Below are 23,152 nucleotides of genomic sequence, written 5' to 3'. Positions count from 1 at the left end.
CTTATTGTGCCAGCGGTGGCATGCATGATAAGTGCGCGGAAATGATGACATCACCACCGACAACGTCGCGCTCCACGGCGCTTCAGGCGCTCATCCGTATTGCATCCGATGATCATGTGGCAATCGCGCTGCGGCCGCTCGCGGCGGGCGAGTCGCTGAGCGTCGGCGGCATCGTGGTGACCGCGCACACCGACATTCCGAGCGGCCACAAGATTGCGCTGGTGCCGGTCATGACGGGCGAGGAGGTGCGCCGCTATGGGTGGCCGATCGGTCGCGCCACTGCGGCGATCCGGCCGGGGGATCACGTCCATAGCCACAATCTCGCCACCGGCTTGGTCGGCGAAGAGCCCTACAGTTACCGCCCGGTCGAATCCCGGCTGGCGGCCTCGGCCGATACGCGCGGCTTCCATGGCTATCGTCGCGAAGACGGTTCGGTGGGCACGCGCAACCAGATCTGGATCATCCCGACCGTCGGCTGCGTCGGTCGTACGGCGCAGCGGATGGCGGCGGATGCGGCGCGACGTCTGGCAGGCCGCGTCGATGGCGTGCTCGCGCTGTCGCATCCGTTCGGCTGTTCACAGCTCGGCGATGATCTCGATGCGACTGCGGGCGTGCTCGCGGCATTGGCGCAGAACCCCAATGCCGGCGGCGTGCTGCTGCTGGGCCTGGGCTGCGAGGAGAACCAGCTCGCGCCTCTTTTGGACCGCGTGCCGGCGCACCGTCACGCGCGCATCCGCACGCTCGGTGCGCAGATGAGCCTCGATGAGAATGAGGAGGGCGCGCGGGCGATCGATGCGCTGGCGGAGATGATGGCGAGTGACCGGCGCGAGCGGGTCGGCCTCGGGGCGCTGCGGCTCGGCCTGAAATGTGGCGGGTCGGATGGGTTGAGCGGCCTGACCGCCAATCCGCTGATCGGGCGCGCCGCCGATGCGGTGGTGGCGGCGGGCGGCGCCGCACTGCTGACCGAGATTCCCGAAATGTTCGGCGCGGAACGGCTGCTGATGGCGCGCGCTTCGGACGAAGCGGTGTTCGACCGGCTGGTCACGCTGGTGAACGGCTTCAAGCGCTACTTCCTCGATCACGGCGAGCCGGTGTCGGAAAATCCGAGCCCGGGGAATGTCGAGGGTGGGATCACCACGCTGGAAGAGAAATCGCTCGGCGCCGTGCAGAAGGGCGGCCGCGCCGCGGTCGCCGATGTGCTGCGCTATGGCGAGGTGATGCGCCGGCAGGGGCTGAATGTGCTGGAGGCGCCCGGCAACGATGCGGTGTCGACCACCGCGCTGGCCGCGGCGGGCGCGACACTGACGCTGTTTTCGACCGGCCGCGGCACGCCGCTCGGCAGTCCGGTGCCGACGATGAAGCTGGCGACCAACCATGCGCTGGCGACGCGCAAGCCCGGCTGGATCGACTTCGACGCGGGCGGAGTGCTGGACGTGGGCGAGGGCGGGGGGCTCGACGCGACCACGGATCGTCTGCTGGAGCGGATCTGCGCGGTCGCGTCGGGCGAACCGGCTCGAAACGAGATCAACGATGAGCGAGAGATCGCTATATGGAAACGCGGCGTGACACTTTGAACGAACGATTGTCCGAAGCGACGCTTGCCGACCTGCCCCTGGCGGTCGAGCGCCCCGCTTATGCGCGGGCGGACCTGGTGCCCGGCATCGTGCATTTTGGTCCAGGCGCGTTTCACCGCGCGCATCAGGCCGCTTATGCCGATGCGGTTCTGGCGGACGACCCGCGTTGGGGGATCGCCGCGGTCGCGCTCAACTCGACCGGCGTTGCGGATGCCCTCGTCCCGCAGGACGGACTCTATACGCTCGCGACGCTCGGCGCGGAGACGCGGTTGCGGGTGATCGGCTCGCTGCTCCAATTTCCGACGATGCGAAATCCCGCCGCAATTGTCGCGCAGATCGCGGCGCCGACCACGCGTCTCATTACCGCGACCGTGACCGAGAAAGGCTATGCGTTGACCGGCGAGGGCGGGCTTGATTTCGCCAACCCCGCCATCGTCCATGATCTCGCCGAACCCGACGTGCCGACGAGCTATATAGGATGGCTGGTCCACAGCCTGGCCGAACGGCGCCGCGCCGGCAATGGGGGCCTCACCATTCTGTCGTGTGATAATCTGGCGGCGAACGGCCGACGCCAGCGGCGCGCGGTCCTCGACTTCGCCGAGGCCCGCGATCCTGATCTCGCGCGCTGGATCGCGGACGTAGTGCGCTTCCCCTCGTCGATGGTCGATTCCATCACGCCCGCCACCGACGATGCGCTGCGGGCCCGGGTCGCGGGAGTGCTGGGCATTACGGATGCCTGGCCGATCCAGCGCGAGACATTCACGCAGTGGGTGATCGAAGATGACTTTGCCGGTGAACGCCCACCGTTCGATGCCGCCGGTGCGCAGTTCGTCCGCGACGTCGCTGCGTTCGAGGACGCCAAGCTGCGCCTGCTTAACGGCGCCCATTCGGCGCTCGCGTATCTCGGCCTGTTGCTAGGCCATGACAGCGTCGGCGATGCGATGAACGATCCATCGCTCGCGCGCTTCGTCGAGGCGATGATGCGGGACGAGGTGGCGCCGACGCTCGGCGCTGCCGAAGGCCTGGACCTTTCGACCTATGTCGTGGCGATCCTGACACGGTTCCGCAACCCCGCGATCCGTCACTCGCTATGGCAGATCGCATGGGACGGATCGCAGAAGCTGCCATTCCGCCTCTTCGGCACGATGGTCGAGGCGCGCGCGCAAGGAGGCGACGCCCGGCGTCTGGCCATCGCAGTCGCGGCGTGGTTCCGTTTCTTGGCGCTGCCGCGGCCGCCTGCGCCCGAGTTGATCGATCCGCTGGCCGATCGCCTGCTCGACTTGGCGGCGACTGGCAATGTCGATGCGCTGATCGACGACAGCGGTATCGTGCCGGAGGCGCTGCGCGGTGACGCCGCGCTGCGCGCTGCGATTCGTGGCGCTTTCCGGGCAATGGACGGCCCGGCCGGCGTGCGAGGGTCGATCGAAACGGCGTGAGCGGAACACCGACACGCAAAACGGAGAGGAACGGAAGTGACTGACGAAGCCAGCGGCCAGCATGCGCCGGCGAACCGACGGCGCTGGCTGATCTGCGGCCTGTTGTTCGTCGCCACCGGCATCAACTATGTCGACCGGCAGATGATCGGGTTGCTCAAGCCTACGCTTCAGGCCGAGTTCGGCTTTAGCGAGGTTGGCTATGGCGACATCGTCTTCTGGTTTCAGGCGGCCTATGCGGTCGGCTACCTGACGTTCGGATCGTTCATCGACCGGCTCGGCGCCCGGATCGGATATGCCGCCGCCTTTGGTCTGTGGACCTTCGCGCACCTTCTCCACGCCACGGTGCAGGGCGTTACCGGCTTTGCCGCAGTCCGGTTTCTTCTGGGGCTCGGCGAATCGGGCAATTTTCCAGCCGGGCTCAAGGCCGTCGCCGAATGGTTTCCGGCCGAGGAACGCGCGCTCGCGACGGGCATCTTCAACGCCGGCTCGAATATCGGCGCAATCGTCACGCCGCTGGTGGTGCCGGCGATCACGCTGGCGTTCGGCTGGCGTGCGGCGTTCCTGGTGACGGGGATCGTCAGCCTGCCGTGGCTCGTGGTGTGGCTGTGGGCGTACCGACGGCCGCACCGGCGCGAGGCGATCCTGTCGGTGGCGGTCGTGCCCGCGCCCGCCCCCGCTGATAAGCTCACCTGGCGCGCGATGCTCGGCATGCGCGAGACTTGGGGCTATGCGCTCGCGAAGTTCCTGACCGATCCGGTGTGGTGGCTGTTCCTGTTCTGGTTGCCCGATTTCCTCCATCGCCGCCACGGGCTCGACCTGAAGAGCTTTGGGCCGCCGCTGGTGGTGATCTATGTCCTGTCCGATCTGGGTAGCGTGGGCGGCGGGTGGCTGTCGTCGCGGCTGATGAAGGCAGGGGCGAGCGCCAATCGCGCGCGAAAGACGGCGATGCTGATCGCCGCGATCGCGGTCACCCCGATCATGGCGGTGCAATGGGTCGACGGGCTGTGGCCTGCGGTGCTGCTGATCGCGCTGGCCGCTGCGGGGCATCAGGCGTGGTCGGCGAACCTGATGACCTTGCCATCGGACATGGTGCCGCAGCGCGCCCTGGGATCGTTGATCGGCATCGGCGGGGCGGCCGGCGCGGTCGGCGGCATGGTCATGACGCAGTTGACGGGGCATTTGCTCGAATCGACCGGCAGTTATCAGCTGATCTTCATCGGCGCCGGGACGCTGTACCTGATCGCACTGGCCTGCCTCCACCTGATCGTGCCGCGCTTGCGGCCGATCACCGAGCCAGATCAGCCGCAGTAGGGCCGGATCACCCGCAGTAGGGCCGCATCACCCGCGGTAGGAGTGCACGCCGTCGAGCAGGCGATCCGCGATCCAGCGACTGCCGGTGCTCCGGAAGTCGCTGACGCGGTCGAGCGCGAACGCGGGCGCGTCGCGCGGCGCGCGGATCCGGAACAGGTCGGCATCGGCGACGTCCTGCATCCAGAAGGCGGGCCGCGCATCGGGTGCGGCGACGCTCACCTCGACATTGCTGACGGACAAGCCGCGCACGTCCCGCACGAACAGGCCGGTGGCAGGGAGATTGCCGAACATGTTCGGCTCGGGATAAGCGAGTTCGTTGAGCGGCGGCGAGAGCGTGCTCCAGGGCGCGGGCGCACCGCCGCGCTGGCGGAAATGGCAGTCGCTGATCTGCACGTCCTCGATCGGATGGCCCGGCAGACCTGCAATGATGGAGGGCAGCAACGCCGCATCCGAACTGACGATGTTCGAAACCAGGATGCGCCGCATCGTGCCGATCCGCCGTCCTGCCGGCCCGCGCATCCGCCGGCCGAGGCGGATGAACAGCGGCGAGCTGAAGCTCCCGCGCATCGCGATGTTCGTGATCGTCACGTCCTCGAACACCGCGCCGTCGACCGTCTCGAGCGCCAGACCCTGGCTCGATTCGAACACGCAGTTCGTCACCGTGATCGTGCGGAACCCGCCGTTCGATTCGGTGCCGAACTTGATCCGGCCGTGGACGGTGGGCGCGAACGACGCCGGCATCGGCTTCCAGGTGCCGTCGATCACCGATCCCATCTGGTAGTTGCCCGTGACGAAACAATCCGAGATTGTCAGGTTCTCGGTCGCGCGCGGATAGCCCAGCGCATAGCTGCTCTTTGGGCAGATGGCGTCGTCCCACGGGCTGTTGACCGTGCAGCGTGTGACCCGCACGTTGCGGCAGCAGTCGATGTCGAAGCCGTCGCGGTTCGTGTCCACCAGCAGATTGTCGATCACGAGATTGTCGACGCCCGTCGCGAGCACTGCGAACCAGCCCCCCGCAAGCACCTTGAAATCGCGCAACAGGACGTTGCGGCAGCTCTTCAGCGCGATCGCCTTGTTGGCCGTGCCGGCATGGTTGGGATCGCTGAGATACGCATCCTTGCCGTCGCCGCGACCCAGCCCCTTGCCCCAGATCAGACCGGTGCCGGTGATCGCAATATCGTGAAGCCCATCGCCCCAGATCAGGCTGTTGCGCCAATGGTTGTGGCCGTAATCCTGAAATCCTTCGATCGCCGGGTCCTGCGGCTCGGCATGGTCGTAGCCGCCAGGGCCGCTGTCGGGTGCGGGCGCGGCGAGGATCGTCGCGCCGTGATCGAGATGCAGCGCGACGCGGCTCTTCAGGCGGATGGTGTAGCAGGCATACGTGCCCGCCGGCAGAAACACCGTGCCACCGCCCAGCGCCGCGGCGTGATCGATGGCGCGGTTGATCGCCGGCGTGTCGATCGTAGTGCCGTTCCCGGTTGCGCCAAAATGTCGCGCGTCGAGCCAGCCCGGCGTCCCGGCCGGTGCGGCGGTGGCCATGGCGGGCGACGCGCCGACCGCCGCGCTCGCCCCTGCGGCCCCAAGCATCACGGAACGGCGGTCAATCATGGGGAGTCTCCTTGGCGACGTGGAACCAGTCGATGTCGACCCAGCCGGCGGCGCCATAGCTGAAGAGTGCGGGCCGCGACCCCTTCCACCACGAGAAACGCGCGAGCGGGATCGCGTCGCTCATTGTCGTGAAATGTCGCCCGTCATCGAGGCTGTAGGCGTAGCGCGCGGTCTGTTCGGGGCCGACCGCCACGCGAAACACGACCGTGCCCGTGCCCGTGCCTGTGACAACGGGGCCGGGCGTCTCAATACCCTGCACGGAGAGCGTGACGCGCCCGCCCGCAGCCGTGCCGACCACGCCGATCCAGCTCGGCCGGACGCCGAACATCGCGAGGCCGGCGCGCTGCCCGGGCGCGAGGTTACGCACGTCGATCCGCGCGCTCGCGGTCGTGTTGGGGCCTTGCAGGACTTGAGTCAGCGTATCGCGAGCGGTGACGAGATGCTCGGCCGGCCGCGCGCGCAGACGTAGCCAACCCGGGCGTTCGGTAAGGCTCCATCCGGCGGGATCGGGATTGTGGTTCCACGACCATTGCAGGCCGAGCCGGGGAGACGCGAACTCGTCCGAATCCTGCAGGCGATCGCGGGTCGGCGCATTGCCGGTGTCCGGGAACGGATAGGTCGTCACCGGCTGGCCGGGCGGATCGCCGACGATCGGCCAGCCATCCTTCCAGTGCACCGGTTCGAGATAGGTGATCCGGCCGAATGCGCCCGTGCTGTTGAAATGCGCGAACCAGCCTTGGCCCGATGGTGTCTCCACCCAGGCGCCCTGATGCGGTCCCTGCACGGCTGTGGTGCCCTGCGTGAGCACGGTGCGCCACTCATAGGGACCAGTGATGTGGCGCGCGCGGCCGACCGCCTGGTCGCCTTTGTCGACGCCGCCGATCGGCGCCCAGATATAGTACCAGCCGTCCCGCTTGTAGAGCTTGGGCCCCTCCAGCACCGGTAGCGCCTTGGGATCGTCGGCGACGACGATCCCAGCGTCGAGCACGCGGGTGCCATCCGCGCTCATCCGGTGGAGGATCAGCGGCCCGGCGCCGACCTTGCCGTGGATCAGCCAGGCGCTGCCGTCGTCATCCCAGAATGGGCATGGGTCTTCGAGCCCAGCACCGGCGATCACCGCGACGGGCGCGCTCCACGGCCCTTCGACGCGCGTCGCGCTGGTCATGAAGATGCCCTCGTCGGGGGTCGGGAAATAGATAAAGAAGCGGCCCGCATGGTGGCGGATCGCGGGCGCCCACACGCCGCTCGCATATTTGGTGCCGCCGATCGGTTTGGAAATGGCGTCGGTCAGGGCGTGCGGGCCCGGCATATTGTAGAGCGGTGAGAAAGGAAGACGGGGCAGGGCGTTGGCGACGATCGTCCAGTGGACGAGATCGCGCGAGCGCAGCACCGGTAGTCCAGGCGAAAGGTGGAAGCTGGAGGCGACGAGATAATAATCAGCGCCGACGCGGATCACGTCGGGATCCGAATAGTCGGCATAGAGTATCGGATTGGTATAGCGCGGCGGCGCCGCACGACCGAGTGCTGGCACGGCGACCAGCGCGAGAGGGGCGACCAGGGCGAACGAGGCGGAGACGCGCCTCATGCCGCGAGCATGTTGCCATAGCCGATCACGATCGTCGCGACGACCAGCAGGGCGATCCCGCCCCACACCATCGCGCGGATGCGGGGCGCGGCATCTTTCCACTCGCGCAAGGCGAAGCCCCAGATCGTGCCGAAGATGATGATCGACGCCATGTGGAGCGTCCAGGACGAGAAGCCGTATGACCCCATCTGGCTCTCGCCCATCGTGTAGAAGAAGAACTGGAAGTACCACAGGGTGCCGGCGAGCGCGCACAATAGGAAGTTCGCCAGGAGCGGTGGGCGGCTGACTTCGGTCCCGGCGGCGGCGGCACGGCCGATCCATTGGCCGGCGGAGCGATTGCGCGCGATCAGATAGCCGCACCACGCGGCATTGGTCAGCAACCCGCCGAACATCACGAAGCACAGCGTCGGCAGGCCGGTCCATAATGGTCCGGTGCCGGCCGCAGCCGAGAGCGCCTTGATCGGTTCGCCGGCAGCAAGGCCGAAGGCGAAACACGACGACATGATCCCGGAAAACACCGCGACCGCGACGCCCTTGCGGAAATCGAACTCGGCGACGACCGCGCTTTTCTGCGACTGGGAAAGCGCCGCGTCTTTTCGCGCGCCTGCCAGCGCGACGACGATGATGCCCGCGAGCGTGATGACCAGCCCGAGCAGGATCGTCCGCCCCGACGGCGTCGCCAGCAATTTCGCGTGGAAATCCCCGTTGAAGATCGGCGGGATCAGCGTGCCGAACACGGTGCACAGCCCGAGCACCACCGCCATGCCGAGCGACAGGCCGAGATAGCGCATGGTGAGGCCGTAGGTTAGGCCCCCAAAACCCCAGAGGATGCCGAATAGGATGCAATAGCCGGCGACCGACGCCGGCACCTGCGCGACGACGCCAAGCAGATCGTTGGTCTGGATCGCAGCGAACAGCCACGGCGCGATCACCCAGGAGAAGATGCCGCCGGTCAGCCAGAAGATTTCCCAGCTCCAGCGTTTAACGCCGCGAAAAGGCACGTAGAAGCTCGCCGACGAGAGCCCGCCGAGCCAGTGGAACAGCACGCCGATCAGGGGATTGGGGGGCATCATCGTCTCCTTGAGGGGCGCAGGCTCTGGCGGCCGGCTGGGGTCATGCGAGGTGGAATACGGTGTCGAGCGGGACCGAGACCGGTGATCCGTCGGGGTTCGTTTCCATCAGCGGTGCCATCCATGCCCACCAGCGTTGCATCATGTCGAGCATCGGCAAGGCGTCCATGCCGTGCGCCTCTTCGCGCCATAAGGTCGCGAACAGAGCGTTGCTGTCGGGATCGTGATGGATGGAATAATCGTGCACGCCGGCGGCTTTCAGCGCCTCGACCAAATCGGGCCAGATCGCATCATGCCGCTCGCGATAGGCTTGGAGCATGCCGGGCTTGAGCGTCATGCGGAAGGCGATCTTTTCTCTCACAGATCGAGTTCGAGCCGATAGACGCGGTTGGCGTTGCGGCCGAACAAGGCGCGGCGCTCGTGATCCGAAAAATCGGCGGTGATCGCGTGATAGGCTTCGAGGTGGCGGTCGAACGGCGCGAACAATTTGTCGGTCGGGGAATCGCTCGCGAACAGGCAGCGCTCGACGCCGAACACGTCGATCGTTTCGAGCAGATAGGGCCGGATGCTTTCGGCCGTCCACTCGCGGTCGATGAAACCGACGCCCGACAGCTTGATGTTGACGTGCGGCGATGCGGCGAGCGCGCGGATGCCGTGGCGCCAGCGGGTGATGCCTTCGCGGTCGGCCGGGATCGGCATGCCGACATGGTTGATGATCACCGGCACTTCCGGGTGGCGCTGCACCAGTGGCGCGAGCGCCGCCATCTGTCCGGCATAGCATTGCAGGTCGAACGACAGGCCATAGCGGCCGAGCAGCCCGAAGCCGCGCCACCAATCGTCATTCTGCGTGACGTCGCTCGGGCCGTAGGCGCGCAGCGGATTGACGTGCCAGTTGACGATCTGGCGGATGCCGCGGACGCGGGAGTGTGCCGCCTGCGCCTCGAGCAACGCCTCGACCGCGGGATCGTCGAGCGGGGCGAAGGCGACGATGCCGTTGGGCATCCCGCCGTGGTCGGCCACGCCTTCCAGCCAGCGGGTCTCGTCCAGCGCCTGCGCCGGATCGGCACCGGCGTCGATATGGACGAGGCCGACGACGTTCCAGCGTGCCGCATCCGCCAGATAATCCGCGAGCAGATAATCATGCGCGATCGGCTCGGTGACCCCGGCCGGCCCCTCGGTAAAGGGCGCCGTCAGCCAGGGGTAGCGGATCTGCGCAAGGTCCCACAGATGGACGTGCGCGTCCACGAAGGGGATAGGCGCGGGCAGGCCAGGGGCAGGAGGTACAGGGGCGGGCGGGGCGGCATCCATGCGAGCATCTCTCCGGGCGCGTGCCTCCTCGTGCGGGAAGCTTTGCGCCAAAGGGTTCAGAAGGTGGTGCGGCCACCCGACGTGTCGAAAGTAGAAGCCGTGGTGAAGCTGCATTCCTCCGACGCCATGAAGCAGATCATCGCCGCCGATTCCTCGATCTCGCCCAGACGCCCCATCGGGATCTTGGACCGCATGTAATCGACCTGGCTTTGCGGCAATTGCGCGAGGATCGGACTCTCGAAGGTGGCGGGCGTGATCGCATTGGCGATGACGCCCTTGCCGGCGAGTTCCTTGCCGAGGCTCTTGGTGAAGCCGATCACCGCCGCCTTCGATGCCGAGTAAGCCGAGGCGTTGGGGTTGCCCTCCTTGCCCGCGACTGACGACACGTTGACGATCCGGCCGTAGCCGTTCGCCAGCAGATGCGGCACGACCGCGCGGTTGCAATAGAAGAGCCCGTTGACGTTGATGTCGATCACGCGGAGCCAGCTGTCGATCGGGAATTCATGGACCGGCACGGTCGCGCCGGTAATGCCGGCCGAGCATACCAGCACGTCGATCTTGCCGAGCGCGGCGACGCTGTCGCTCGCCGCTTGCGCAACGGCGGCGGCATCGGCGACATCGAGCGCGACGACGAAACTGGCGCCGGTTTCGGCTTGCGCGGCGCCCAGTGCCTCGGCATCGAGGTCCCACAGGGCGACCGTGCCGCCCTCGGCGACGATGCGCGCGGCGACGGCCTTGCCGAGCCCCGACGCGCCACCGGTGACGATCGCGCTACGCCCGGCATAGCGGCCTGCGAACAGGGTCATGCCGCAGCATCCAGCGAGAAGGCGATGACGGTCTGGCGCTGCTCGCCGAGCTTCTCGACGCCGAGATGCATCGTATCGCCCGCCTTCAGGAAGATCGCGGCCGGCTTCTGGCCCTCGCCGACGCCGGGGGGCGTGCCGGTGATCAGCAAATCGCCCGGATGCAGCGTGATGAAGCGGCTGACATAGGCGATGCATTCGGCGACCGGGAAGATCATCGTGCGCGTGTTGCCGGTCTGGCGGCGCGTGCCGTTGACGTCGAGGAACATGGCGAGCGCCTGCACGTCGCCGACCTCGTCCGGGGTGACGAGCCACGGGCCGGTCGGGCCGAACGTGTCGCAGCCCTTGCCCTTGTCCCACTGGCTGCCGAGTTCCTTCTGGAAGGCGCGTTCGGACACGTCGTTGACGAGCACATAGCCTGCGACATGGTCGAGCGCGTCGGCCTGCTCGACATAGCGGCAGGTCTTGCCGATGATGATGCCGAGCTCGACTTCCCAATCGGTCTTCTGTGCACCCTTCGGGATCATCACGGCATCGTCGGGGCCGACCAGGCACGAGATCGCCTTGGTGAAGAAGATCGGCTCAGGCGGCACGGGCAGGCCGGCTTCCGCGGCGTGATCGGCATAATTGAGGCCGACCGCGATGAACTTGCCGATTCCGGCGACCGGCACGCCGTAGCGCGGGGAGCCTTCGACCAAGGGAAGCGTCGTCGGGTCGATGCCCTTCAGCTTTTCGATGGCGGAAAGCGTCACTTCGGCAGGCGTAAGATCGGGGATGACACCCGACAGGTCGCGGATCCGACCGTCGGCGTCGACCAGGCCGGGCTTCTCGGTGCCCACGGGACCATAGCGGCAGAGCTTCATCTGGATATCCTCAGTGCGTATAGGGGCGGTGCATCGGCACCGCCGGATTGAGCTCGACGCCGAAGCCGGGCTTGTCGAGTGCGGACGCCTTGATCCGGCCGTTGACCGGCACCGGCTCGCCTAGCAATTGCGGCGCGAACATCGGCACCACCTCGGTCGGCCCGGGATGCATCATCAGGAATTCGGCAAAGGGCGAATTGTGGCGCGTGACGACGAAATGGTACGAATAGACCGATGATCCATGCGGCACGACCATCTTGCCGTGCGCGTCGGCCAGCGCCGAAATCTTGAGCAGCTCGGTCACGCCGCCGCACCAGCCGACGTCGGGCTGGATGATGTCGCAGCATTCCATCTCGAGCAGCATGCGGAAGCCCCAGCGCGTCGCTTCATGCTCGCCGGTGGTGACCAGCATGCCCTTGGGGACGTTACGCTTCAGCTCGGCATAGCCCCAATAATCGTCGGGGCTGAGCGCCTCCTCGATCCACTTCAGGCCATGCTCGTGCGCCGCGAGGGCGAGCCGCGTCGCATAGTCGACGTCGAGCGCCATCCAGCAGTCGAGCATCAGCCAGAAATCCGGTCCGACCTTCTCGCGCATGTCGGCGAGCGTCGCGATATTCTTGTGCAGTCCTTCCAGCCCTTCGGCCGGCCCGTGGTGCAACGCCATCTTGCCGCCGATGAAGCCGAGTTCTTTGGCGATGTCGGGCCGCGCGCCGGTCGCATAGAATTGCAGTTCGTCGCGCACCGCGCCGCCGAGCATGTGATAGACCGGCTCCTGCCGCAGCTTGCCGAGCAAGTCCCATAGCGCCAGGTCGACGCCGGAAATCGCGTTGATCACCAGCCCCTTGCGGCCGTAATATTGGGTCGAGAAGTACATCTGGTCCCAGATTTTTTCGTAATCGGTCGGGTTCGCGCCTTCGAGGAAGCGTGCGAGGTGCTTCTCGACGATGTACGCCGCCGGCTCGCCGCCGGTCGTGACGGCAAACCCGATCATGCCGTCTTCGGCCTCGAGCTCGACCACCAGCGTGCCGAGCACGTTGATGCCGAAGCTCTGGCGCGACTGGCGATACTCGGGGTAGCGACTCATCGGCGTCGCGATGTGATCGTCGATCCAGTGGCCAGCGCCCTGATCGTGATAATCGGCGCCGCCGCCGCGCACGACGAAAGCGCGCACATGCTTGATCTTAGGTAGCACCATCGCGCGTCCTGCCCCTATCCTGGCGTCTTCCACGGCTTTGAATCGGCCGTGCAGTGTTGCCATATTATGAGAGAATGTCTTAAGGAGTGGAAATGAAGTCGTCAACAGAGACAAGCCCGGCAAGCCCGGCGGAACCGTCGATCGGGGCCGGCAGCCAGACTTTGATGCGCGGGCTCGACGTGATCGAGGCAATCGCGCAGCAGCCGCTCGCGCTTGGCGATCTTGCCGAGCGGCTGGATCTGACCAAGAGCACGACGCACCGACTAGCGAGCGCGCTGGTCGATCGTGGGTTTCTCGCCTTCACGCCGCGCGCCGGCTACCGGCTCGGCCCCAAACTGCTCGAACTCGGCTTTCTCGCGCAAGCCCAGGCCGATTTGATCCAGGTCGCCCGCCCGCATCTCGAAGCCCTTGCCGGCACGACCGAGGATACGGTGCATTTCGGCATCCTCGACGGGGACCGCGCGCTGTATCTCGACAAGATGCCCGGACGGCGGCGGATCAACATCTCCAGCCGCGTCGGCGATCGTCAGCCACTCACCTCGACCGGTCTCGGCAAGGCGCTGATGCTCGATCACCCCGCAAGCTATTGGGCGGAGCGGCTGGCAGCAGACAGCGCGGACGGCGGACATCCGGTCGATGCGGCACTGTGGACCGAGCGGATGAAGGCCTATGTGATCGCCGGCCGTGCCTTCGATCTCGAGGAGAATGAGGACCAGATCCGCTGCGTCGCGGCGCCGATCCGTGATGCGCGCGGCGGCATCGTCGCTGCGATCAGCGTGTCGAGTGCCGCGCAATATATGAGCGACGAGCGGATGGACGCGCTGTCGACCGAAGTCGGTGACACGGCGCGCGCGATCAGCCACGACCTTGGCTGGGTGCCGAAGACCTGACGCCTACCAATAACCAATGACCAGAAGAGGATCGGTGATGCTGCTTGAAGGAAAGACCGTGCTGGTAACCGGCGCTTCTGCCGGAATCGGGCGTGCCGCCGCGATCGGCGCCGCGCGCAACGGCGCGGACGTCGCGATCAACTTCAATTCGGACGATGCCGGCGCCGCCGCGTGCGTCGCCGAGATCGAGGCGCTCGGGCGCAAGGGCGTGGCGATCAAGGGCGACGTCGCCGAGGCCGAAACCGCCAAGGCCTTTGTCGCGCAGGCGACCGAAGCGCTCGGTCGGGTCGACGTGTTCGTCAACAATGCCGGCATCTGCCCGTTCCATGCCTTTCTCGACATGCCGGCCGAGACGTTCGAGCGCACGATGCGCGTCAATCTGCACGGCGCCTATTACATGGTGCAGGCCGCCGCGAACCAGATGGTGGCGCAAGGCGACGGCGGCGCGATCGTCGCGGTATCGTCGATTTCGGCGCTGGTCGGCGGCGAATTCCAGACGCATTACACTCCGACCAAGGCTGGCGTGCATTCGCTGATGCAATCCGCCGCGATCGCGCTCGGGCGCCACGGCATTCGCTGCAATTCGGTGCTACCCGGCACGATCCTGACCGACATCAACAAGGAGGATCTCGCTGACGCCGACAAGCGCGCCTACATGGAAAAGCGCATCCCGCTCGGGCGGCTCGGCCAGCCCGACGATCTTGCCGGGCCGATCGTCTTCCTTGCCTCCGACATGGCGAAATACGTGACGGGTGCTGCCTTGCTGGTCGATGGCGGCATGTTCGTGAACCTGCAGTGAGGGCTGCGTCGGCGCTTGACTATCGCGAGCTCGCGCGGCGCCGGCTGCCGCATTTCCTGTTCGAATATATCGATGGGGGTTCCTATGCCGAGGTAACGCTGCGACGGAACATCGCCGATCTGAAGGACATCGCGCTGCGCCAGCGCGTGCTGACCGACGTTTCCCACCTCGACCTGTCGACCGAATTATTCGGCCGGAAAATGCACCTTCCGGTCGCGCTCGCGCCGATCGGACTCGCGGGCCTGAACGCGCGGCGCGGCGAAGTGCAGGCGGCGCGTGCGGCGGAGAAAGCGGGCATCCCGTTCTGCCTGTCGACCGTGTCGGCGTGCCCGATCGACGAAGTCGCGCGCGGAACGCAGGCGCCGTTCTGGTTCCAGCTCTACATGATCCGCGACCGCGGCTTCATGAAGGACTTGTTGGCGCAGGCCAGGGCGGCGCACTGCTCCGCCCTGGTCTTTACCGTCGACATGCCGGTGCCGGGCTCGCGCTACCGCGATTATCATTCGGGGCTTGCGGGGGCGGCTGGTCCGATGGGGTCATTGCGGCGCATCTGGCAGGCGCTGACCAAGCCCGGCTGGGCGTGGGACGTCGGCGTGCATGGCCGTCCGCACCAGCTCGGCAATGTCGCGCCGGTGCTCGGCAAGAACACCGGGCTCGAGGATTTCTTCGCGTGGATGCGCAACAATTTCGACCCGACGGTGAGCTGGCGCGACCTGGATTTCATCCGGGCGGAGTGGGATGGCCCGCTGATCATCAAGGGGATCCTCGATGCCGAGGATGCGAAGAACGCGGCTGCGCTCGGCGCCGACGGCATCGTCGTGTCGAACCATGGCGGTCGCCAGCTCGACGGCGTCCCCTCGACCGCACGCGCGCTGCCAGCGATCGCCGATGCGGTTGGTGACCGGCTGACCGTGCTGGCCGATGGCGGCGTCCGCTCCGGTCTCGACGTCGTGCGCCTGCTCGCGCTCGGCGCGAAGGGCGTGCTGCTCGGCCGCGCCTGGGTCTATGCGCTCGCGGCAGCCGGCGAGGCGGGCGTGACCCACATGCTGCAACTGGTCGAGGCCGAAATGCGCGTCGCGATGGCGCTGACCGCCCGCATCGACATCGCCGCGATCGACCGGACCGCGCTGGTCGGGTTCGACCGTTAGCAGCGAAGCTTCCTTAAGCCCCGCGCTCGGATTAGATCATCCGCACCCACCACCGTCAGATCGACCGCCTCGATCTCCCGTCCGCAACGACAACGGCCGGGCACAGTCTCGCTAAAGTCAGTTCGCATATCCGTGTGCTCACGCGCAGATGCTTGAGGCCGGCAGCGGTGCGTTGGGCGGGATCGGCATGCCTTTGGCAGCGGCGGCCGCTTCCAGCGTCGGGCTGGGGCCCGGCAACGACAGATCGACTGCTGCGGCATAAAACGGGTCGGCCTCGGCCAAGGGGAGCGTCGTGAAGCCAAACCCCATTGCAGTGTAAAGTGAAAGCAGCCGCGGCAGCATTCGCGCATCGAAAGCGCCGAGGTGCATCAAAAGCACATAGGGGATATCATGCCCCAGCGCGGCACTGGCGATGTCGCGCGAGCGCTGCGCCTGTGTATGGGCGGCGGCGAGGTAGCTCGTCTCTAATCCGCGTATCGCAGCATCGTCATGCTTAGCTACACACCGGGCATAGGCATCGTTCCAGGCAAAATCCCCGAAGCTCATCGTCACCGCCGCAACGCGATAGTTTGCACTACGCAAGCCGGCGCGAACGTTTTCGCGTGCTGTCGGATCACTTCCCTCGGCAAGAAACGGATAGCGGAACCAGTGCCAGTTGCGTATGCCGGCAGTAGCGGAGAGCGCGGGCTCGTTGCGCTTGGCGTCGAACAGGAAGGCGCGTGCACCGACCAGATCAAGGTTGAAATGGCTGAAGGTGTGATTTCCGATCGACAGACCTGCAGCGTGCCAAGCCGCGAGCACCTTCTCTCGGTCCGGGTCGCCCCGTCCGAAACTGGCGTTCATAAAGCCGAAGGCAGGTACATGTTGAGCAGCAAGCGCGGCTATGATCGCGTTTGCGATCGCCAGGCGATTGTCACCGATCGGCAAAGGGCCGTGTGCAGGAATGTCGTCAAAGGTCAGTGCGATTTGCGGAGGCGCTCGCATGACCGAACTGTCGAGTTGATGGACGAGCCCAAAGTTCCGCCCCAACTGCGGGCGCGCTTGGCTGGTGGTTTTCGCAGTCAGGCCGCAGATGGGCGCGCAACATAGCATCGCAGCCAGTCCGGCTGCGGTGCTCCATTTCTGTTTGACCATCCCAATATCTCTTTTTTTGGCATCGTTTCAGGATTAACATCGGTGATCGGGCAGAGCAGTCAACTGATGTTAAAGGTGGCTCAGTCGCCAGCGACGTGGCGACCGGCGCAAGGAGTCCGAGTCGTGCTGTCGGTCTAACGCGAACCGCTCATTCTGCGAAATGTGGGAAGTGTATTTCGAAACCTGCGCACAAAAAAAGGGACTCTTGCTGTTTCAGGGAGAAGCGGCCCGTCGGCAGACAGGCAGCCCTGGTCATTTCACCTTCAGCGGCGATGGCCACACCATCAAGCTGGGCGGGCGCGTCGACGTGGTGGATTCTCCGGCTACGGGCGCGGCCGAACAACGATGTCCGCTTCTGACGGAAGCGGCCCTTGGCCGGCACCATGTGGAACGACCGGAAAGTCCCACTTTAAGCCGTTTCGAGCGCTTGGCTCGCAGCACAAAAAGCGGTTGATCGGCGGCATGAACGAATGACCGTTTTCGGAAGATGGAATGGGCGGTGTGAACGGCGGGGATTGTGAAGGATATCGGATGCCGGCAGGCGAACGATATCCTCCAAAGCAGGAAGCCGCGGACCACGAGCGCTTACCTATGGGGATTTCGGTTTTCGCCCTGTCGTGCGGTGGTCGCATCGGCGTGCGGGACTCGCATCGGCGGTCGGAACGTAGGGTGCAGGGGCGATGTACCGCGTAGCTGGTAACCAGGGTTGGGGCTTGAGATCGGCGCCGGCTCGGCTGGCGTTGTTGCCAGCGCGAGCGACATCGCCGCCGGAAGCACGGGACTTTCGGAGCACGGTTGGGCTGAGCCATGCCGGGTCATGGCGCGGTGGTCCCGGTCGATGCGGTGGAGTGTGGCGGTGCGCGCGGCTGGCGCCAGCGCTCGAAGGTCTCGATGATGACCATGTGCCCGCCACAGCAGGGGCATGGTGGGCGGACATCGGTCGGCTCGTCGGGCGTCTCGTTATCGAGCGGCGGCGCGACGCCGAGCAACTGGCGGGCGTGTTCGAGATGCGCCTTGCGGGTGGCGCCGGCGAGCAGGCCGTAATGGCGGATGCGGTGGAACCCGCGCGGCAGGACATGGAGCAGGAAGCGGCGGATGAACTCGTCCGTCGCCAGCGTCATCACCTGCTGCCGATCGGCACCGTCGCGGCGATAGTCTTTGTAGCGCATGGTGACGCCGGCCCCGTCGAAGGCGAGCAGCCGACTGTTCGAGATCGCGACCCGGTGGGTGTAGCGCGACAGATAGGCGAGCACTGCTTGCGGCCCAGCGAACGGCGGCTTGGCGTAGACCACCCAGTTCTTTTTGCGGATCGGAGACAGGTGGCGAAGGAACGCACGCCTATCGGCCAGCTGCGCGAGGGTGCCGTAGAACGCGAGCCGCCCCGCCGCGTGCAGCGCCATCAGCCGGGTCAGGAACAGGCGGCGGAACAGCTTGCCCAACACCTTGACCGGCAGCAGGAACGCCGGCCGTGAGGATATCCAGCGCGTGCCGTCCCGCGCGATGCCGCCGCCGGGCACGATCATGTGGACATGCGGATGGTGGGTCATCGCGGACCCCCAGGTGTGCAGCACCGCGGTGATGCCGATGCGGGCGCCGAGATGCTTCGGGTCGGCGGCGATCGTCAGCATCGTCTCGGACGCGGCCTTGAACAGCAGGTCGTAGACCAGCGCCTTGTTGTGGAACGCGATGTCAGCGACCTCGGCGGGCAGCGTGAACACGACATGGAAGTATCCGACCGGCAGCAGGTCGGCCTCGCGCTCTGCGAGCCAGGCGCGCGCGGCGGCACCCTGGCACCTGGGACAATGCCGGTTACGACAACTGTTATAGGCAACCCGCCAATGCCCGCAGTCGGTGCAGGCCTCGACGTGCCCGCCCATGACGGCGGTGCGACAATGCTCGATCGCCGACATGACCTTGAGCTGGTGCAGGCTCAGATGCCCGGCATGGGTTGCCCGGTACGCAGGCCCGGCAGCACGGAAGATGTCGGCGACCTCGAGCGAGGCGCGCACCGGTTCAACCGGCCGGTGTCTTGCCCTCCATCAGCGCCATCAGCCGATCGAGCGGACTGGTGACCGCGCGGATCGTGCGGGTGGCGACCTTGGTGTAGAGCGCGGTCGTCTCGAGCTTGCTGTGCCCGAGCAACACCTGGATCACGCGGATATCGACATCCTGTTCGAGCAGGTGGGTGGCGAAGCTGTGCCTCAGCGTGTGCGGGCTCACGCGCTTGCGGATCCCGGCCGCCTCAGCTGCCTCGCAGACGGCGCGGTGGAGCTGCCGCGTCGAGATCGGATCGGTGTAGCTGCGCCCGGGGAACAGCCAGCCGTGCGGCAGCAGGACGCTGCGCCGCTTGCCCTCGCGCCACCACAGCCGCAGCAGCTCGAGCAGTTGCGGCGACAGCATCGCGTTGCGGTCCTTGCGCCCCTTGCCCTCCTCGATCCGGATCAGCATCCGCTTGCTGTCGATATCGTCGGCCTTGAGATGCGCGACTTCCGACACGCGCAGGCCGGCGCCATAGGCAACGCCCAGCGCCGCGCGGTACTTGATGCCCGGTGCCGCCTCGAGCAGCTTGGCCACCTCATCAACGCTCAGCACGTCGGGGAGCTTCCTGGGACGACGCGCCAGCACCAGCCGCCGCGACAGATCAGGTCGCTCGAGTGTCACCTCGAACAGGAAGCGCAGCGCCGACACCGAGCCGTTGATCGAGCCTTCCCCGACACCATGCTCGCGCTGGTGAAGCTGGAAGCGGCGTACATCCTCGGCGGTCGCGGTGTCGGGCGAACGTCCGAGGAAGGCCGCGAAGGCGCGGACGTGACGGACATAGTCGTGCTGGGTCCGCGCGCGCATGGCACGCATCGCCATATCGTCGAGCATGCGCTGACGCAGCGGGGTGAAGGGTCGCTTGGTCGGTTGAGGCGTCATAGCGAAGTTCCTCTTGTTGAAGGAACTCCATCGTCCGCCACCGCTCCCGCGCGGCCAAACCTCAGCGCCGGCGCGCTACCTCACCGCCAACACCACTGCCGCGCAGCGGCTTCGTGCTTTGGGCCGTGCCGGCCACGAAGCGGTCGTGAGGATTGCGGTCATCTACGGTCCGTTGATCGCCTCGCAGCGAATCGGCTTGTGGAGGCGTTCTTCATTTGTTCTAATACGAGGATGGCTCGCTTCGATCATCAATCCGAACCGGTTGTCACGCCCGACGACCTCGCTGCAACCGTCCCGACGCTTCCCGGCTGGGTTCGCGTAGGTCCATCGGCTCCTGATGAGCGCATGCGATCAAGCGCCGCAGAATTCATCGCACAGTCGATCTTCGAGAGGATCGCAGGCGAACACGGTCACTCCCATCCTGACCAACTCGACCTTTCGCTGTGACGTGGGCGCCAATATCAGGTTCCACTCGCTTGATGATGTCGTCTCTCGAAAGGCCAACATCCACGCGCGATGTCATTTCCACTGCGACAATCAGTCCATTATTGCCGCAGAGCCGCTCTAACGATGGTTTATGGTCCACCGCTGGGGCTGCGGCCTGGCGTCCGTTGGAGGCCATCTCAGATGCAGCAGGTGCTTTGCCCGGCCTGAGCGATGCAGCGTCACGTTCCACGCTCCATACGGACCTTCAAGCCAGCGATGGCCGAGGTCGGAAGAAGCTTGGGTTGCGCTTCTAAAACGCCTGCGTGGATAAATGAGGAAGGCAGCTGCCGGGCATAAACGTATGGCTCGCCCCGTCGGCAAGCGGTTTGTGTCTGATGTTCTGAGCAGTCTGCGAAAACGTATCCGGCCTTTCGACGCGAGGTCGTTGGCCAAGATGGAGATCCGCGCGTCCTGGTCCTCATAAAGGGGCCGGCATCGAGTGCCATTTTAAGCCATAGGGTTCCAGGTCACCGGTCGACTGTCAGGCCATCTTTCACTTACCTCCCGCAGACATCATCCAGCCGGTGCAAGGTGCATCGGCTGATCTCGTTCACGCCGCTTGTGCGGCTGGATCGTAAGTACGCTCATGACGCAGCAGCGCCCAGACGATGCGCGCCATCTTGGCCGCTAGCGCCACCACGACGGTGTTGTGATGGGAACGCGACAAAAGGCCGCGTAGCCAGGCGCCAAGTCGTGTGTCGCTCTTGCTCATCGTCGGTAGTGATGCCCGGGCACCCTGGATCAGGTTTTTCCGCAGATAGCGGCTTCCGCGCTTGGTAATGCCGAGCAATCGCGGTTTACCCCCGGTCGTTGCTTGACGCGGCACGAGCCCAAGCCACGCGGCAAGATCCCTGCCCCGTCCGAATGTTCGAGCGTCGCCAACTGCAGCTACCAGCGCCGTCGCGTTCAGCGCGCCGATACCAGGAATAGTCAGGAGGCGCCGCGTTCGCTCATCCGAGCGGGCAGCCTCGGTAAACTCGGCATTGAGATCTGCGATCCGGTCATCAAGGGCAATCCAGCGCAGACGCATATCACTGACGAGCCGGTGGATACGAGAGCCCAGCACTGGCTCGTCACCATCGAGCATCTCACCCAGCCGGACGGCAAGCTTTGCGCGTCCTTGCGGGACTATGTAGCCGCGCTCCAGAAGAAGACTTCTGATCTGGTTCATCAACGAGGTGCGATCACCGACAAGCTGGTCACGGATGCGATGCAGCGTTTGCATGTCGAGTTGTTCCTCGGTTTTCAACTCGACGAACCGCATGGTCGGCCGTGTTGCCGCTTCCGCGATCGCCTCAGCGTCGCGGTCGTCGTTCTTCTGCGCCTTAACGTATGGACGGACATATTCCGGCGACATCAGCCGAACGGCATGGCCTTGTCGTGCCAGCGCCCGTCCCATGTGATGAGCTCCGCAGCAGGCCTCCATCGCCACGACGCAAGCCGGCAGACCTGCGGCGTATGTGATGACCGTGTCGCGGCGCATCCGTCGGCGGACGACGACCTTGCCGGTCGCATCCAGCCCAACCACGCTGCAGCTGTTCTTGCCTAGATCAATTCCCAGAACCGATACGTCCATGACCTTCGCTCCTTCCTCAAACGACCTGCTGTCGTAGGATGACAACGATTCGGATAAGGGGCGAGCCATCCATAAAGAGAGGTGGTTCTAGGAATCTGAACAGCGGGGATAAGTGGATTGCCGATCTGACAGCGGCCATGCTGGCCGCGAAGAGGAAGCAAGATGAGCAAGCGACCCCGCCGGAACCACAGTCCGGCATTCAAGGCCAAGGTGGCGCTGGCTGCTGTGAAGGGTGAGAAGACGCTGGCCGAGCTGGCGCAGGAGTATGAGGTGCACCCGAACCTCATCAACCAGTGGCGGTCCAAGCTGCTGGAGGGGGCGGCAGACGTGTTCGGAGCGGTTCCGGCAGCGAGCGAACCAGCGGTCGATATAACCGTGCTGCACGCCAAGATTGGTGAGCTGACGCTGGCGAACGATTTTTTGGCCGGTGCGCTCGGGAAGGCCGGTCTGTTGCCGAGCGCAAAGCGATGATCGACCGTGACCATGAGTTGCCGCTGACCCATCAGGCGCAGCAGCTCGAGATCAGCCGCGGCAGCATCTACTATCTTCCGCGGCCTGTATCCTCGGCTGACCTGGCGATCATGCGCCGGATCGACGAACTTCATCTGCTCTATCCGTTCGCCGGGAGCCGGATGCTGCGCGATCTGCTCCGTCAGGAGGATGTGAGCATCGGACGACGGCATGTTGCGACGCTGATGAAGCGGATGGGGCTAGAGGCGATCTACCGCCGTCCGAACACGTCGAAACCGGCGACGGGTCACAAGATCTATCCCTATCTGCTGCGCAAGCTGGCGGTGACGCGGCCGAACCAAGTTTGGGCGACCGATATCACGTATGTGCCCATGGCGCGCGGTTTCGTCTATCTGGTCGCTATCGTCGATTGGTTTACCCGGCGGGTGCTGGCTTGGCGGGTGTCGATCTCAATGGATGTCGCGTTTTGTATCGAGGCACTGGAGGAAGCGCTCGCCCGTTATGGCAAGCCTACGATCTTCAACAGCGACCAGGGCTCGCAATTTACCAGTGCGGCTTTCACCGCTGTCCTTCACCGAGAGAAGATCGCCATTAGCATGGATGGAAAGGGTTGCTGGCGCGACAACGTGTTCGTGGAGCGCCTCTGGCGCTCGGTGAAATACGAGGACGTGTACCTCAACGCATACACCTCAGTCCCGGAAGCACGCGCCGGCATCGGCCGATACTTTGCATTTTATAACAGCATCCGGCCACATTCAGCCCTTGGTACCAGGACACCGGACCAGGTATACTTCGACCAGCCGCTTCTCGCAGCGGCATGATCAACCAGCGGCGATCCACTTATCCAGACCGCGAGCCTGTTCAGACAACCGGGGCCACCTCTCGTCACCATCAGAAATCCGTTGGTGGCGACCAAGGCCGTCTGCCCCGTCGCATAGCCGAGCGTCGTCCAGCAAACCGAGCTGACGCTGAACAC

21 protein-coding genes are annotated in these 23,152 nt (G+C 65.5%); 9 read left to right on the top strand and 12 right to left on the bottom strand.

Annotated elements, in window-relative coordinates:
- Positions 1-44: 44 nt before the first annotated feature.
- The 3 genes from H4W01_RS20330 to H4W01_RS20320 are packed head-to-tail and all read left to right on the top strand — an operon-like array spanning position 45 to position 4,321.
- Positions 45-1,574, top strand: a complete 1,530-nt coding sequence (locus tag H4W01_RS20330; protein ID WP_209613481.1) for a UxaA family hydrolase — start codon at positions 45-47, stop codon at positions 1,572-1,574.
- The gene (locus H4W01_RS20325; RefSeq protein ID WP_209612938.1) at positions 1,550-3,010 is read left to right on the top strand and encodes a mannitol dehydrogenase family protein; all 1,461 of its coding nucleotides are present in this window, start codon (positions 1,550-1,552) and stop codon (positions 3,008-3,010) included. Before H4W01_RS20330 ends, H4W01_RS20325 begins: the two co-directional genes overlap by 25 nt.
- A gap of 36 nt (positions 3,011-3,046) precedes the next feature.
- Positions 3,047-4,321, top strand: coding sequence for an MFS transporter (locus H4W01_RS20320; protein WP_209612937.1), 1,275 nt, complete (start codon positions 3,047-3,049; stop codon positions 4,319-4,321).
- Positions 4,322-4,348: 27 nt separating this feature from the next.
- Here H4W01_RS20320 and H4W01_RS20315 read toward each other — a convergent pair whose 3' ends face one another.
- From H4W01_RS20315 to rhmD, 8 genes are read right to left on the bottom strand one after another with little or no spacing between them, the layout of a single operon-like run.
- The gene (locus H4W01_RS20315; protein ID WP_209612936.1) at positions 4,349-5,929 is read right to left on the bottom strand and encodes a rhamnogalacturonidase; all 1,581 of its coding nucleotides are present in this window, start codon (positions 5,927-5,929) and stop codon (positions 4,349-4,351) included.
- Positions 5,922-7,514, bottom strand: coding sequence for a glycoside hydrolase family 43 protein (locus H4W01_RS20310; protein WP_209612935.1), 1,593 nt, complete (start codon positions 7,512-7,514; stop codon positions 5,922-5,924). The genes H4W01_RS20315 and H4W01_RS20310 overlap by 8 nt, the downstream gene beginning before the upstream one ends.
- On the bottom strand, positions 7,511-8,584 hold the full coding sequence (gene rhaT / locus H4W01_RS20305) for an L-rhamnose/proton symporter RhaT (protein WP_209612934.1): 1,074 nt from the start codon (positions 8,582-8,584) through the stop codon (positions 7,511-7,513). The genes H4W01_RS20310 and rhaT overlap by 4 nt, the downstream gene beginning before the upstream one ends.
- A 43-nt stretch (positions 8,585-8,627) precedes the next feature.
- Entirely contained in the window at positions 8,628-8,945 is a 318-nt protein-coding gene (locus tag H4W01_RS20300) for an L-rhamnose mutarotase (RefSeq protein WP_334685377.1), read from the bottom strand.
- Positions 8,942-9,892, bottom strand: coding sequence for an amidohydrolase family protein (locus H4W01_RS20295; protein WP_209612932.1), 951 nt, complete (start codon positions 9,890-9,892; stop codon positions 8,942-8,944). The genes H4W01_RS20300 and H4W01_RS20295 overlap by 4 nt, the downstream gene beginning before the upstream one ends.
- Before the next feature lie 56 nt (positions 9,893-9,948).
- Positions 9,949-10,698: an SDR family NAD(P)-dependent oxidoreductase gene (locus H4W01_RS20290; RefSeq protein WP_209612931.1), complete on the bottom strand. Its 750-nt coding sequence runs from the start codon at positions 10,696-10,698 to the stop codon at positions 9,949-9,951.
- Positions 10,695-11,558 carry a fumarylacetoacetate hydrolase family protein gene (locus H4W01_RS20285; RefSeq protein WP_209612930.1) on the bottom strand — a complete coding sequence of 288 codons (864 nt, stop codon included), beginning with the start codon at positions 11,556-11,558 and terminating at the stop codon, positions 10,695-10,697. Before H4W01_RS20285 ends, H4W01_RS20290 begins: the two co-directional genes overlap by 4 nt.
- Positions 11,559-11,568: 10 nt before the next feature.
- The gene (gene rhmD / locus H4W01_RS20280; RefSeq protein ID WP_209612929.1) at positions 11,569-12,753 is read right to left on the bottom strand and encodes an L-rhamnonate dehydratase; all 1,185 of its coding nucleotides are present in this window, start codon (positions 12,751-12,753) and stop codon (positions 11,569-11,571) included.
- 92 nt (positions 12,754-12,845) lie between these two features.
- On the opposite strand from rhmD, the gene H4W01_RS20275 reads away from it, so the two are divergent.
- From H4W01_RS20275 to lldD, 3 genes are read left to right on the top strand one after another with little or no spacing between them, the layout of a single operon-like run.
- Positions 12,846-13,643, top strand: a complete 798-nt coding sequence (locus H4W01_RS20275) for an IclR family transcriptional regulator (protein ID WP_209612928.1) — start codon at positions 12,846-12,848, stop codon at positions 13,641-13,643.
- A 34-nt stretch (positions 13,644-13,677) separates the two neighbouring features.
- Complete coding sequence (locus H4W01_RS20270; protein WP_334685376.1) at positions 13,678-14,442, top strand: SDR family NAD(P)-dependent oxidoreductase; 765 nt, start codon at positions 13,678-13,680, stop codon at positions 14,440-14,442.
- A complete protein-coding gene (gene lldD, locus H4W01_RS20265; protein WP_209612926.1) occupies positions 14,439-15,590 on the top strand; it encodes an FMN-dependent L-lactate dehydrogenase LldD in 1,152 nt (383 codons plus the stop codon). Before H4W01_RS20270 ends, lldD begins: the two co-directional genes overlap by 4 nt.
- A 138-nt stretch (positions 15,591-15,728) precedes the next feature.
- On the opposite strand, the gene H4W01_RS20260 is transcribed toward lldD, so the two are convergent.
- Positions 15,729-16,724 carry a polysaccharide deacetylase family protein gene (locus H4W01_RS20260; RefSeq protein ID WP_209612925.1) on the bottom strand — a complete coding sequence of 332 codons (996 nt, stop codon included), beginning with the start codon at positions 16,722-16,724 and terminating at the stop codon, positions 15,729-15,731.
- Positions 16,725-16,893: 169 nt separating this feature from the next.
- Between H4W01_RS20260 and H4W01_RS20255 the strand changes: the two genes are divergently transcribed.
- Positions 16,894-17,178: a hypothetical protein gene (locus H4W01_RS20255; RefSeq protein WP_209612924.1), complete on the top strand. Its 285-nt coding sequence runs from the start codon at positions 16,894-16,896 to the stop codon at positions 17,176-17,178.
- A gap of 361 nt (positions 17,179-17,539) precedes the next feature.
- Here H4W01_RS20255 and H4W01_RS20250 read toward each other — a convergent pair whose 3' ends face one another.
- Both H4W01_RS20250 and H4W01_RS20245 read right to left on the bottom strand, forming a co-directional pair.
- Positions 17,540-18,733: an IS91 family transposase gene (locus H4W01_RS20250; RefSeq protein WP_209609414.1), complete on the bottom strand. Its 1,194-nt coding sequence runs from the start codon at positions 18,731-18,733 to the stop codon at positions 17,540-17,542.
- 4 nt (positions 18,734-18,737) lie between these two features.
- The gene (locus tag H4W01_RS20245; protein ID WP_209609416.1) at positions 18,738-19,643 is read right to left on the bottom strand and encodes a tyrosine-type recombinase/integrase; all 906 of its coding nucleotides are present in this window, start codon (positions 19,641-19,643) and stop codon (positions 18,738-18,740) included.
- Positions 19,644-19,874: 231 nt separating this feature from the next.
- Between H4W01_RS20245 and H4W01_RS23000 the strand changes: the two genes are divergently transcribed.
- Positions 19,875-20,090: a DUF6771 family protein gene (locus tag H4W01_RS23000; RefSeq protein WP_443024805.1), complete on the top strand. Its 216-nt coding sequence runs from the start codon at positions 19,875-19,877 to the stop codon at positions 20,088-20,090.
- Between the two features lie 589 nt (positions 20,091-20,679).
- Here H4W01_RS23000 and H4W01_RS20240 read toward each other — a convergent pair.
- The gene (locus H4W01_RS20240; RefSeq protein WP_159513066.1) at positions 20,680-21,705 is read right to left on the bottom strand and encodes an IS110 family transposase; all 1,026 of its coding nucleotides are present in this window, start codon (positions 21,703-21,705) and stop codon (positions 20,680-20,682) included.
- A 162-nt stretch (positions 21,706-21,867) separates the two neighbouring features.
- Here H4W01_RS20240 and H4W01_RS20235 point away from each other — a divergent pair.
- A protein-coding gene (locus H4W01_RS20235; RefSeq protein ID WP_128082060.1) for an IS3 family transposase occupies positions 21,868-22,997 on the top strand; the annotation gives its coding sequence in 2 pieces (ribosomal slippage) (positions 21,868-22,129 and positions 22,129-22,997; 1,131 coding nt in all).
- Positions 22,998-23,152: the final 155 nt, after the last annotated feature.

The sequence above is a fragment of the Sphingomonas sp. PL20 genome (genome assembly GCF_017875905.1).
GTDB lineage: Bacteria > Pseudomonadota > Alphaproteobacteria > Sphingomonadales > Sphingomonadaceae > Sphingomonas > Sphingomonas echinoides.
The sequence above is the reverse complement of the archived record's forward strand: the minus strand, read 5'-3'. Positions and strand labels throughout refer to the sequence as shown.